Source organism: Nonomuraea solani, assembly GCF_900108335.1.
In the GTDB taxonomy this organism is placed as follows: Bacteria; Actinomycetota; Actinomycetes; order Streptosporangiales; family Streptosporangiaceae; genus Nonomuraea; species Nonomuraea solani.
The window spans coordinates 53,296-65,696 of sequence record NZ_FNVT01000018.1; the positions used below are offsets into that span (position 1 = coordinate 53,296).

Below are 12,401 nucleotides of genomic sequence, written 5' to 3' on the forward strand. Positions count from 1 at the left end.
TGTCAGGACGTCAAGACCTGACTTCCGGACGACTCGCCGACTCCGTGGGAGGATTGGCCCGATGGCATCCACCGAACCGCCCCGGCTCAGGCGGTCGACGCTGGGCGACGACGTCTACGACGTCCTCAGGGCACGCATCCTCGAACACAGCATGCGGCCGGACGACCGCGTCAACATCGACGCGCTGGCCCGCGATCTCGAGGTGTCCCAGACGCCGATTCGCGAAGCCCTGGCCCGCCTGGAGTCCGACGGGCTGGTCCGCAAGCGCCCGCTCGTCGGCTACACGGTCAGCCCGCTGCTCACCCGTGCCGAATACAACCACCTGTTCGAGATGCGGCTGCTGCTGGAGTGCGCCACCGCGCGATGTGCCGCCGAACGGGCCACCTCCGCGCAGCGCGAGTCGATCATCGCGGAGGCCGCCACCTCGATCGCGCGGGAGCCGGACGACCCCGGCGGCTGGCACGCGGCCTTCACCACCCACGACGCCCGCTTCCACGACCTCATCGCCGACGCGTCGGGCAACCCCCTGCTCCGCGACGGCCTCGAACGCCTGCATGTCCACCTTCACCTGCACCGGAGATACTTTCCCTACGCCCACGCCGGCACGACGATCGCGGAGCACCAACGCGTCGCGGCGGCCATCGGCGCCGGTGACCCGGACGCGGCCGAAGCGGCGATGCGAGGACACCTGAGCGCGGCGCGCGAGCGGCAACTGACGGCCTTCGACTGACACCCTGAATTCGGCCAGGTCCGGGCGGTCGCCGCCACTCGAGCTCCGAGTCCGGTCGTCAGCCGGCGTTCGCGAACGGGGAGACCCAGTAAGCCGTGCGGTTCACATCCACTGACGGGTAGCTACCACCGCGCCGACGAGCGCGACCCGTCGGCGGCGGCCTTTCATCGCCTTTCTGACAGCGGCTCGGCTGGTCACCGGATTCCGACGACGTGTACGTGGCCGTGCGCACGTTCAAGGTGACCTGTTGGTGGGCTTCTGGACAGATCGCGTTGGGCGAACGAGCGGCGTGTCAGAGGTCAGCGGCGCACGTCGATGACGTATTTTCCGCGTACGCCGCCCGCTTCGAGCCGTCGGTGCACCTCCGCGACGCCGTCCATCGGGTAGACGGTGTCGATCGCGGGGCGGACGCTGCCCGCCTCGGCGGCGGCGGTGAGTTCGGCGATCCGGCCGGGAGAGGGGTTGTTGCTGAAGAGCTTCATCCGCCGGGGTGACAGGACGGCCTGTAGTCCTGAGGCGGCTATGGAGGTCCAGACGCGCTCCGGGTCGAAGGCGAGTGCGACCATGCGACCGCCGCGGGTGAGCCGCGCCCGGTAGACCCCGAGGTCGGTGCCCACGACGTCGACGATCACGTCGAAGCGGCCGAGGTCCTCCGGCCGGGTCGTACGGTAGTCGAAGGCCGCGTCGGCCCCGAGTTCGGTGACCCAGTCGAGGTTGCGGGCGCCGGCGAGTGCGGTGACGTGGGCGCCGAGAGCTTTGCCCAGTTGCACGGCGAGGCTGCCGACGCCTCCCGCGGCGCCGCGGACCAGGAGTCGCTCGCCGCTGAGGAGAGCGGCCTTGTCGATCAGGGCGGTCATGACGGTGGTGCCTGAGGCGGGCAGGGCGGCGGCGTCCAGCAGGCTCAGGTTCTTCGGCGCCCGGGCGAGCCGCCGCTCGGGGACGGTGACGTACTCGGCGATGGCGCCGGAGGCGAAGTGCGGCATGACCCCCCACACCTCCTCCCCCACCTTCCACGCGCGAACTCCGGAACCCAGGGCTTCGACGCGGCCGGTGAAGTCGCCGCCGAGGCCCCGGGGGAAGCGGGTCCGGATGATGCCGGGCAGTCTGCCCGCGCGGATGGCGAGTTCCCCGGCGTCCACGCTCGCGGCGTGGACTTCGATGAGCACCTCCCCCGGTCCAGGCTGAGGGGTGGGCACCTCGTCGACGCGCAGCACGTCGGGTGGGCCGAAACGGTGGTACTGAACGGCGCGCATGCTCGTCTCCGACGATAAGTGGGGTGGCCTTCCGTTTTGCGTTCGATACAGTAACCGGAGAACCACCCCAGTTGTCAAAGGAGGTCGCGATGGGGCCCACCCCCGGGCGACGGCCCCTGCGTGCGGACGCCCGCCGCAACTACGACCTGGTCGTCGGCGCGGCCAGGGAGGTCTTCGCGCACCAGGGCGTCGGCGCCTCGCTGGAGGAGATCGCCCGTCGCGCCGGAGTGGGATCGGCGACCCTGCACCGGCACTTCCCCTCCCGCCGATCCCTGATCGAAGCCGTCTCACACGACCACGTCGAGGAGTTGTGCGCCAAGGCGGCCGAACGCGCCAGGCAGAACGAGCCCGGCCCCGCGCTCTTCACCTGGCTGCGTGACCTCAACGACTACGCGGTGAGCAGTCGCGGCCTGGCCGCCTCAGTGCTGCACGACGGCCGCGACGCCGACCTGCTGGAGGAGGACCACGGCTGCCAGGCGATGATCATCCAGGCCGCGCGCGAACTCCTCCGGCAGGCACAACGGACGGCTGCCGTGCGCCCCGGCATCCTCGCCGAGGACCTCCTCGCGCTCGTCGCCGCCATCTCGCTGGCCGCCACGCACCACCATGACGACGAGCAGGCCGGCCGGCTGCTGGACATCGCGATCGAGGGCATCCGGCTTCGTCAAGAGCCTTGACCTCGCTGCGGGCCTGGAGATCAAGCTCCTGGGAGTCGTACCGGACATCGGCGGGCACACTGCGCAGGTGTCCGGCTTCGGGGTACCTGGGCGAGGCGTTCCGGGCGCCCTCGAAGCCGCCGTCGAGCGGCTGCGCCCCGCCGACACCAACCCGCCCCACGACCAGATCGGAGCCCTGCCATCATCCCGGAGTTGCTCCGAGCGCATCAGCTGGCGGCAACATTTAATCCCAGCGCTGGGAATATCAAGGCGCAGAGCGTGCAATTTGCCCGCTGCCGGGCGAGCGAGCCGGATCTCGCATTCTGGCTTCGGCCAGTCGACCGGTACGCCGCCGAGTTCCACACACGCCCCATAGCTGGCCCGCCGGCCGCCCCCATCCGTTGGCGGCCGGTCGTGTCCCGGCCCTGTCCGCGCCGTGTCATGGTGGTGTCACAGTCACGCCGACGGTGACCGCCGTCGAGAAACGGTGACATGCGGCGGACAACGCGCGCACATTCGGCGCCGATCGTGGTCTGTCATGGACGAATCGCGCGCCATCGCACCTCAACCCCATAACCGGTCGTACGCAGCGGTCACGCCGGCGCCAGGGCGGCGTTCACCACGGTGCGCACCGGGGCGCTCTGGCGCTGCGGCCGGCTCCTTGGTTTCCCCTCCCGGTAACGGATGTTCGACGAAGAGGTGCGCCGCTCCGGCTCTGCGGCCTCGCCACGCATGCTCGTGCTCCCACCGGCAACAAAGCGCTGCCACGGCTGAAGGCATGAACACAACCCGTCGGATTCCCGGGCTCCTCATCGCGGCGATCACCGGCGCCTTCAACGGCCGTCCGTTCCAGCTGAACATCCCCGAATACCGACCCACCCCCTCGATGTCAGGCCATCGATCGCGTGAGATCTGGACGTTCCCCAGAGCACCAGAATCAGCTTCTTCGCGAGGCGGTTCCGAGCACGGATCCGAAGAGGAAACCGCCCCGTTGAATGACCGCCGCAGGCTGCCCGAGTACAGGCTGCGCCAGATCGACCACAACGAACCCTAAGCCGGCCCCAATCACGATCCACGTGGGTGCGAGAAGCGCGCCCCGCTCTCCCGGAGGTGAAGAAGCTTGCTGCCTCGTCTTTCTCCCGCCACGCGGGCACTCGGTGTCGCCGTGCCCGCCATCCTCGCCGGAGGTTGCCTGGTCTACAGCGGCGGACAGGCCCAGCCCTCGTCGTTGCCGAACCCCAGGCCGGTACCAATTACGCCCAGGCTGCCGGCTCTGCCCTGGCCGTCGACGGGGCAGGCGGCGGTCGAGATCACCGGGCAAACAGACGGTCTCAGCGTGTACGGCAAGCAGCGGCCCGTGCCGATCGCGAGCGTCACCAAGGTGATGACCGCGCTGGTGATTCTTCGCGACCACCCGCTCGGCAGGAACGCCACAGGGCCGTCCATCCAGGTCGACCGGCAGGCGGAGATCGAGTCAGGCAACCGGGACGAGTCCACGGTGCCGATCACCGCGGGCCAGAGCTTCACCGAGCGGCAGCTGCTCGAACTGATGCTGATCCCCTCGGGGAACAACGCCGCACGTCTGCTGGCCCGCTGGGACGCCGGCTCGGAGCAGGCCTTCGCCCGCAAGATGAACGAGGCCGCCGCCAAACTCGGCATGAAGAACACCACCTACACCGGGGCGAGCGGATACGAACCCACCACGGTCAGCACGGCGGTGGATCAGCTCAAGCTGGCCAAGCAGGCCATGAAGAACCCAGTGCTGCGGGACATCGTCGCCACCGCCAAGATCACCATCCCGGGCATCGCGGGCACGATCGTCAACGGCAACAAGCTGCTCCGGCTGCCCGGGGTAATCGGTCTCAAGACCGGCACCAGCACCGCGGCGGGCGGAGCGCTGCTGTGGGCCGCCCGTCCCACCTCCGGCGACCGCGACCGGCTCATCCTCGGCGTGGTCCTGCGCCAAGGCGACACCGGCGACACGCTCGCGGAGAAGAAGCAGGCCGCGCTCGCCGCAAGCAGGAGGTTGATCGTAGCGGTCCAGCGATACCCGAACCTGCAAAAACACCAGCTTCTTGACATCCTTGAAGGCAGGGGATTCCCACAGCCGAGAGGAGGCCCGTGTTGAGGTTCGCGGTTCCCTGGCCCATCCAGCCGCAAGCCTTCCGGCCCCGCATTCTGGCGCGACCCATCGATTTGCCCTTTCATGTCTCAGCGATCACCGCACGCTAAGGCCGACGCGCCACAGCTTGTGCGCGCTGCTCGATCGACATTCATAGGTGATCGCGGCAGGACGGTCCGCAGCCTCACCCCGGTCAGTCCTCGTCCTCGTCCTGGTCCATCCGACGGAACTCCTCGTGCACGGTCGTCCCAGGCCCCGCCACGTACACCTCGGATTCCGTCCAGTCGAAGTCGCGGAACTCGTGAAAGAGCAAGTTGGCGATGCTGTCGTTGATCTCGACGCCGGCCACCTGCAGGGCCGGGACACGGAACGGTTCTTCACGCGGCCAAGACTCAACGTCGTCGTGAAGGTCGATGCCGAGCAGCGGAAGATCATCGGAGGCGAAGGTCTCGGCGTCGGCCAGATAGAGATGGTCGTAAGGCAGATCGTGGCCGGTGTACGGGGCCGCGGCGAGAGCCATCTCAGGCAGCAGCCCTCGGTATTCCTCCTGATCAACCGGGGTAACGTACGAGATGGCCCGGTCGTAGTCACAGAAGTCCTGCGAGCCCTCTTCCTGGGTGACGGGCATCTCCAGGGCTTGCAACAGGCGGTCCCAGCCGGCGGAGTCGGTGAAGTCGGTCCGGAGGATGGGAACGGCATCCATGCGGGGCAGGCGTATCGGTCGTTGATCGCGGTTCATGCTGCCGGACCATAGCGCCGGGCACCGACAACACGAGGGATGCTCAGGCCGGATTTGAGTATCCGAGCGCTCGTGCCCGCACACGACATCACCGCATCCTGAAGCCCATGAAATGGTGGTTGCTTCTCGCGTCCCTGATCGTCACGTTGCTCACCGTATGGCTGATCCTTTACGCGGGGGTGGCGCTGTCCACGCTCCTGTCATTGGGGGCGGGGGCGGTCTGCCTGCTCTGGCTGGTCGTCGTCCTGACGGTCCCGTGGAACCTGTGCTTCGCCGCCCGCCATGTCCTGCACGAGGTCCGGGTGTCCAGGGAGGCCGGTATCGAGGTGGCCCGGCACCGTGAGGACGAGGCGCGGCGCATCGCCCGGCGCATGCTCGTGCTCGCGATCTCCGGTCACGTCGTGTCCGCCCTGGTGATCGCGGTCGTCACCTTCTTCTCCGGGGCCCAGATCGGCTACTACTTCGCCGGCTTCTACCTGCTGGCGACCGGTTTCCGGCCGATCGCGGCCTACACCGCGCATCTGCGCGAGCGGGTCAGGACCCTCGGGCAGGAGGTACGGTACCCGCGAGCGGACGTGATCGCCTTGGGCGAGCGGGTGTCGGAGCTGGAGACGGTCACACAGGACCTGCGCAGGGGCATCGACGAGTTGACCGCCGCCGGCAGAGGGCTGGAGCTGGCCGATCACGATCTGGGCCGCCGCGTGACACTGATGGCCCGCCGTTTCGACGAGACCGTGGATGGGTTGAGCGACAACCAGGAGGTGATCACGGGGTTGAAGGCGTTCCTGCGGCTGCTCAGGGCGGACCCCGCGTAGAGGGGCAGAGGCGTGTCCAGCGGTCCCCAAGACGGCGATTTCCGGTGGGCCCGGCTCCGTCACTCTGCGGGCGAACCGGTCGCAGCTTTCGAGCATGAAGTTGGATGACAACCGCGGTGCGGTGGTGGCCACTGTCGAAGGCGTGGGAGTGCACGGGATCGAGCCCGGCCACGATGACGGCGACCCACCACGTCGGTGGCTGGCGCGGGTACACGCCGCTGGCCGCCTTCGATCTGGAGGACGGACGGCCTCTGTGGCGGACACCGCAGCGCATGGACACGGTCCTTCCCTTGTCTTGGGGTGACAGCCTGCTCCTGGGAAGCGGTACAGAGACATGGCTGATCGACCCTCGTGACGGCCGGGAACTGCTCAGATGGCGGCTGCCGGAGCCCGTGACGTCCGCGGACCACGAGCCGGCGTTCACCATGATCGACTCAGGGCGTTGCCTGGTGCGGTGCGGTCCGCGATCGATTTGGGGCCTTCGGCTGTCGTCCGGACGCGTGGATCGGTTCTTCGGCCACGATGCTGATCTCTTGTCCTCGGCCGCCGAGTTCGCCGGTGGCGTGGTGTGGCTGCGGGAGCGACGCCACGGCCATGTCGCCGTACATGCCGATACCGGATCGGCGTTATGGAAGGTGGACGTTGGCCAGCCACTCGTCCGTGGGGTGGTTCGCGACGGTGGGATGTTCGTGGTGGCCGGTCTGAGTGGCGTGCTGTTGCGCCTGGGCTCCGACGGGCGGATCTTGGAGCGGTCCCCGTCATTCGCCGGGAGGGCGGCCGAACTGGTGGACCTTGGAGCAGGAGAGATGCTCATGGTGACCAAAGGGGCGCTGAAGATGATCGCCCTGGGCTCGTCCCGGCGGGGGACGGGACCGCCGAGAGCGGCCGCCGTACGGGGGTCTCGGTAGGACGGGGCTCGTCAACGAGCAGGGCACTGGCCCGGCGCACCCTCCCGCACGCGGGCCGCCCTGGCGCTCTCCCGGGAGTCTCGGACCGGCGTACATTCCAACGAATCTGCAGGTCAGAAGCTTGCGGAGACTTACTTGGTTCCGGTCTGGGGAATAACGCCCCCTGCCAGGGCGGCGACGGGCTCGCCGGGCATCGGGGGAACGGGGCAGGCATGATCGCAGTTGCAGTGGAAGGACCGCCCGCCGGGGTGCGGGAAGATGTGGCGGCGCGGGTGGCCGCCAGGAGTGAGCAGCGCCGACGGCGGATCGCCCTGCTCGCCGAGCCGGGCGGGATCGCCCGGGCCGATGAGCCGGTACGGGTGGCCACCCGCATCGATCGGCTCGGCCACCATTATCGGGACATCCACCCGATCGATCCCGCCGCGATAGCCGCAGCGGACCCGGCGGCCGTGACAGCGGCGGTGGCGGTGCTGGAGCGGATCATCCAGACCAATGACCTGCTCCCTGTCGGCTATCTGGAAGGCGGAGCGGCGGCGGCGCGGGCGGTCGGGCGGGTGGTCGTCCGTGACAGGCGCGGGCGGCTGGCCGGCTACGGCACCGGATCGCTGGTCTCCCCGGACCTGCTGCTCACCAACCACCACGTGCTCGGTAGTGCCGGCACGGCCGGTGGCAGTAGCGTCGAGTTCGACTACCAGGACGGCATCGACGGAGGGCCGCTCCCGCTGCGCGGGTTCGGTCTGGATCCGGGCCGGTTCTTCTTCGCCGACCCAGAGCTGGACTTCGCGCTGGTGGCGGTGAAGGCCACCCCAGGTGAGCTGGCCCCGTTCGGGTTCAACCGGCTGGTGGCGGCCGAGGGCAAAGCCATCATCGGCGACTTCGTCACGATCATCCAGCATCCGGGCGGAGGCAAGAAACAGGTCGCCCTGCGGGAAAACCGGATCGTCGACATCCTGGAATCGTTCCTGCACTACCAGACCGACACCGAACCCGGCTCCTCCGGCTCCCCGGTCTTCAACGACCAGTGGGAGATCGTGGCCTTGCACCACGCCGGCGTTCCCGCCCCCGATCACGACGCGTTCGGCGGCGTCATCAACGAAGGGATACGGGTCAGCCACCTGCTGGCCTTCCTGCACGGCCGGACGTTCCCGCCGGACCAGCAGGTCCTGCTCGACCGATTGTTCGCCGAACGCATCAGCCTCCGGCCGGCCCCGGCGGCTCTCACTGCTTCGGCCGACCACTCGCTCCCCCGTCCGGCCGAGCAGGTGGAGCCGGGGGTGGGGCGGTGGGCCACCGGGCAGGTGCCGCTCACGCTGACCCTGACGGCCCCCTTCGACATGCAGCTCCGCGGGCCGATCGCGGCGGCCGGACCGGACACGGCAGCGCCGGAAGCGATCCAGATCGATCCGGACTATGCCGGCCGCCGCGGCTATGACCCGGACTTCCTGCCGGGCGGGCATCGGGTGCCGTTGCCCACTTTGCACCCCGATCTCCTCGCGCTGGCGGCACTCAACCGGCACGCCGGCGACAAGCCGGCGCACGTGCTGAACTACCACCACTTCAGCGTGGTGATGAACCGGCAACGGCGGCTGGCCTTCTTCACGGCGGTCAACATCGACGGCGCGATCAGCCTGCGCATCCGCCGCGACCCCGACCGCTGGATCTTCGACCCCCGCCTGCCCGAAAGCCAGCAGACCGGGGAGGAGGTTTACCGCGACAATCCCCTGGACCGCGGCCACCTGGTCCGCCGTCTGGACCCGGCGTGGGGAACCGGCCATGCGGTGGCCAAGTTCGGCAACGACGACACCTTCCATTTCACCAACTGCACCCCGCAGCACAAGGACTTCAACCAGAACCAGACCACTTGGGCCGGCCTGGAGGACTACATTCTGGACAACGCCGACACCCGCGACCTGAAGGTCACCGTCTTCACCGGCCCGGTTCTGGCGGCCGACGACGACCCCTACCGTGGCGTCCAGCTACCTCGCCAGTACTGGAAAGTCGTGGCGATGGTCAAACAGAACGATGAGCTGTCGGCCACCGGCTACCTGCTCAGCCAAGACCACCTCATCGCCGGGCTGGAAACCGTCCCCGGAGAGTTCTCTTACGGCGCCTACAAGACCTACCAGGTCCCGATCCGGCGCATCGAAGACCTCACCCGGCTGTCCTTCGGGACCCTCGCCGACGCCGACCCTTTGGCCCGTATGGAAGCGGCAACCACAGCACGGGAGATCACTCACCTGCGCCAACTCACCCTCTGAAAGGGGGGCGCCACCCACATATCAGTGCCGACCACGGGCCCATCACGGCCTGCTTGTCGATCAGATCGACGCCGTGCACGCATGATTCGCGGCAGGCGTCTGATCACGGGTGCCCGGCCAACGAAAGTCGCGGCGGACGAAAGGGCGTTCACGACTGCCGCGACGGCGCCTCCGGTCCGCGCGCGAGGTGCTCCTGCAGTTCGGCGTGCCGGAACTGGTAGTACGGTCCTTCAGTGCGCAGCAGGCCGAGGCGGTGGGCATCGTCGAGGAAGTCCATGGTGCGAAGAGGCAGCCGGCCCTTGGTGGCCAGGCGGAAGATCGTCAGCTTGTAGGCCAGCCAGGCGTGGTGCCTGCCGAGCATGAGCCCGAGTAGCAGGCCCAGCACCAGCCCGCCGGCGATCACCATGCTCCAGGGCAGTTGTGTCAGCCACCCGATGACACCGAACAGCAGCCCGATCCCGAGCCCGCCGAGGATCCGGACGAAGGTCAGGTTCCTGTCGGCCTGCCAGGTCGAGCGGGGAGACCTGGCGATCGCGTCGAGGGTGGGGCGCTCGACCCAGCGGGCCAGGCCGAGCACGATGAAGTATCCGAACCCGGTCAGCAGAGCGGATTTCCACGCGGCGTCCCAGGCCATCTCCAGATTCTTCTTCATCAGGATGACCGTCGGCGCGCTGACCAGAGCCGCGATGGCTGCGGCGACCAGCCCGTTCCTGACGACGCCGAGCAGTTCGTGGAGCCTGCCGCGCACGTGGAAGTCGGCATGGCCCGGCGGTTCGGTGAACCAGGACCCGATCAGGATGGCGACCGCGAGCGCGAACAGCAGGCCGATCGGCGCGCCGGCTTGGGGCAGCTTGGTCAGCAGTGCGACGACCAGCCCGATCACGATCCCGATCACGATGCCGCCTCCCAACCGAATGGATCGGCTGGACGTGTAGTGGGCCAGGTGCCACCAGGCCATGTCACGCGGGTCGTCGGGATCGCGGCTGAGCTGGCGGGACAGGTAGGTGAGCCACTGGCCGACCTGCTCCGGGGGCCAGGCGTGCCGCGGGCGGAAGGGCTGGACCGGGCCGTCGGCCGGTGGGTGCGTGCTCACCAGGGCGGGGATGAGGTGGTCGCAGAGGTGGTCGTGAAGCTCGGCCGCGCTGCCGCGGCCGAGTTCCAGCAGCGGCGATGGGTCGGCCCTGGGTGCGATGTAGGTGGCGCGCACCAGCCACAGCCCCAACGATGTGGAGGCGACTTCCGCCAGGGCGGGGGCAGCGCCGGTGCGCAACGCCTCCAGGATCGGGGGCCAGGCGGGACGGGGCACTGGGGGAAGGCACGCTTTCAGGTAGTCGGCCGCTGTGGCAGGCGACATGGGCTGCGGCTCGATGACCGCCGCCGCCGTGAGCACATCCCCGATCTCGTCCACCGCGGCGGCGAACTGCGCTGTACGGCAGGTGAGGATGAGCTGATGGTTGTCCAGCATCGACCGGTTCAGCGCGGTCAGCATGGCCGCGCGGGCGTGGTCGGGCAGCTCGTCCAGGCCATCGAGGACGGGCAGCACCTCGCCACGGGCCACGAGCGTCTCCGGGATGTCCGAGCCCAGGCCCTCGGCGAGCAGCGCGGGATAGTCCGCGGTCAGGCTGGCGGTCAGCCAGTCCCGCAGCCATGGATGGGCACGATTGTCCCAGCGGGCGGCTGACAGCAGCACGGGGACGGGTTCGTCCGGTTGCCGGGTGCGCAGCAGTTCGAGCACCAGCTGCACGGCCAGGGTCGTCTTGCCGGTGCCCGGATCACCGAGGATGACGAGGCGGCGGCAGCGCAGGGCACGGAAATTGCGTGCCAGGTCCGCGATGTGCACGGCCAACCCCGGAAAGGCCACGCTGCCCTCGGCGATGATCTCGGGATGGTCGACCAGTTCGCGCCGCTCGGTCGAGCGCCAGGGCAAGGGCATCGGGGCGGGATCGCCCAGCGAACGCAGCGCCATCTCGTCGTACCACTGCTGGGCTACCAGCCCGGCGAGGATGTCTTTGGCGGTGTCGATGTCGGTGGGCGTCGGCCCGCGTACGGGCGCCCCACGTTTATGCCACCAGGACAACAACGGCGCCACCTTCTCGCCCACCATCCACGCGCCGCCTATCAACGCCCCGAAAACGCCGATTGCCACCTCTGTCCCGAGCTTTCCTTGGTAGACCACGTATGCGCCCCCGCAGGCCACGACCAGGAGGACAACACCCCAGGTCATGACCCGGTTGCCGGCGTTGCGATGCTGCCAATATCGCGCACTCATACGTCCAGTATGAGGAGATTTCCCAGCAGAATGGGACTGATAATAACGCACGCAAAGTCGATGAAACCTGAAAAACCGGCAGCACTATTGATGGGATCGCCAACCGATCGGCATTTATTCGGAAAACTCGGTCGGAGGCGAGAAAAGCGCTTGCGGCACCCGTTCGGCGTCCTGTGGATCCGAAGCCTCCGTACGGGCTCTAGGACATGACGATCTCGATGGGCTTCGGTACGGTCCGGACCGCGTTGTACCAGATCCAGGCCACGGCGTTGCTGATCGAGCCATGGCCGCTGCAGGTGAAGTAGGCGTAGCCCAGAGGCTCGGGGAACGAGACGAACGAGAAGCCGTCGCTGCACGTGACATGGACCTCGTACTCGTACCGGGTGCTACAGATCGCGCTACCCGAGACGCGTCCGGCGTCGGAGAAGTAGCCCGTGCACTGAGCGCGTGCGGAGGCGGGGGCCGAGATCGAGGCGACGGCCGAGGCCGACAGGGCCGTGACGACCAGCAAGCGAGCCAGGAACTGCGGAAGTGTTCGCACGGTGGGGTCTCCCGTTCTGCTGCGGTGTGAGTTGCTTCGGTGGCCACCTGCGGGTCAGTCAACAATCGGCGGGGGCTCCCGCCAAGTGCGTGGATCTACGTATCCGCCGC

General features: G+C 68.5%; 9 protein-coding genes. 5 read left to right on the top strand and 4 right to left on the bottom strand.

The window, feature by feature from the left end; translation table 11 throughout:
- The first annotated feature begins 61 nt into the window (after positions 1-61).
- Positions 62-730, top strand: a complete 669-nt coding sequence (locus tag C4V41_RS44055; RefSeq protein WP_103962002.1) for a GntR family transcriptional regulator — start codon at positions 62-64, stop codon at positions 728-730.
- A gap of 299 nt (positions 731-1,029) precedes the next feature.
- On the opposite strand, the gene C4V41_RS44060 is transcribed toward C4V41_RS44055, so the two are convergent.
- On the bottom strand, positions 1,030-1,983 hold the full coding sequence (locus C4V41_RS44060; RefSeq protein ID WP_103962003.1) for an NAD(P)-dependent alcohol dehydrogenase: 954 nt from the start codon (positions 1,981-1,983) through the stop codon (positions 1,030-1,032).
- An 89-nt stretch (positions 1,984-2,072) separates the two neighbouring features.
- Between C4V41_RS44060 and C4V41_RS44065 the strand changes: the two genes are divergently transcribed.
- Entirely contained in the window at positions 2,073-2,660 is a 588-nt protein-coding gene (locus C4V41_RS44065; protein ID WP_103962004.1) for a TetR/AcrR family transcriptional regulator, read from the top strand.
- A gap of 1,099 nt (positions 2,661-3,759) precedes the next feature.
- A complete protein-coding gene (locus C4V41_RS44075; RefSeq protein WP_200824638.1) occupies positions 3,760-4,767 on the top strand; it encodes a D-alanyl-D-alanine carboxypeptidase family protein in 1,008 nt (335 codons plus the stop codon).
- A 187-nt stretch (positions 4,768-4,954) separates the two neighbouring features.
- Here the strand turns inward: C4V41_RS44075 and C4V41_RS44080 are convergent, their stop codons facing one another.
- Positions 4,955-5,500 carry a DUF6924 domain-containing protein gene (locus tag C4V41_RS44080; RefSeq protein ID WP_146104009.1) on the bottom strand — a complete coding sequence of 182 codons (546 nt, stop codon included), beginning with the start codon at positions 5,498-5,500 and terminating at the stop codon, positions 4,955-4,957.
- 107 nt (positions 5,501-5,607) lie between these two features.
- On the opposite strand from C4V41_RS44080, the gene C4V41_RS44085 reads away from it, so the two are divergent.
- Together C4V41_RS44085 and C4V41_RS44095 are read left to right on the top strand one after the other, a co-directional pair.
- The gene (locus tag C4V41_RS44085; protein WP_146104010.1) at positions 5,608-6,315 is read left to right on the top strand and encodes a hypothetical protein; all 708 of its coding nucleotides are present in this window, start codon (positions 5,608-5,610) and stop codon (positions 6,313-6,315) included.
- Positions 6,316-7,435: 1,120 nt separating this feature from the next.
- The gene (locus C4V41_RS44095) at positions 7,436-9,481 is read left to right on the top strand and encodes a DNA/RNA non-specific endonuclease (protein WP_103962009.1); all 2,046 of its coding nucleotides are present in this window, start codon (positions 7,436-7,438) and stop codon (positions 9,479-9,481) included.
- A gap of 148 nt (positions 9,482-9,629) precedes the next feature.
- Here the strand turns inward: C4V41_RS44095 and C4V41_RS44100 are convergent, their stop codons facing one another.
- Positions 9,630-11,750: an NACHT domain-containing protein gene (locus tag C4V41_RS44100; RefSeq protein WP_103962010.1), complete on the bottom strand. Its 2,121-nt coding sequence runs from the start codon at positions 11,748-11,750 to the stop codon at positions 9,630-9,632.
- Between the two features lie 199 nt (positions 11,751-11,949).
- Positions 11,950-12,291 carry a hypothetical protein gene (locus C4V41_RS44105; protein WP_146104011.1) on the bottom strand — a complete coding sequence of 114 codons (342 nt, stop codon included), beginning with the start codon at positions 12,289-12,291 and terminating at the stop codon, positions 11,950-11,952.
- Positions 12,292-12,401: the final 110 nt, after the last annotated feature.

What these genes read in the sequence shown, in the direction of transcription:
- C4V41_RS44100 (WP_103962010.1), bottom strand. Translation starts at nt 11,750, where the DNA reads ATGAGTGCGCGATATTGGCAGCATCGCAACGCCGGCAACCGGGTCATG.
- C4V41_RS44095 (WP_103962009.1), top strand. Translation starts at nt 7,436, where the DNA reads ATGATCGCAGTTGCAGTGGAAGGACCGCCCGCCGGGGTGCGGGAAGAT.
- C4V41_RS44060 (WP_103962003.1), bottom strand. Translation starts at nt 1,983, where the DNA reads ATGCGCGCCGTTCAGTACCACCGTTTCGGCCCACCCGACGTGCTGCGC.
- C4V41_RS44055 (WP_103962002.1), top strand. Translation starts at nt 62, where the DNA reads ATGGCATCCACCGAACCGCCCCGGCTCAGGCGGTCGACGCTGGGCGAC.
- C4V41_RS44080 (WP_146104009.1), bottom strand. Translation starts at nt 5,500, where the DNA reads ATGAACCGCGATCAACGACCGATACGCCTGCCCCGCATGGATGCCGTT.
- C4V41_RS44065 (WP_103962004.1), top strand. Translation starts at nt 2,073, where the DNA reads ATGGGGCCCACCCCCGGGCGACGGCCCCTGCGTGCGGACGCCCGCCGC.
- C4V41_RS44085 (WP_146104010.1), top strand. Translation starts at nt 5,608, where the DNA reads ATGAAATGGTGGTTGCTTCTCGCGTCCCTGATCGTCACGTTGCTCACC.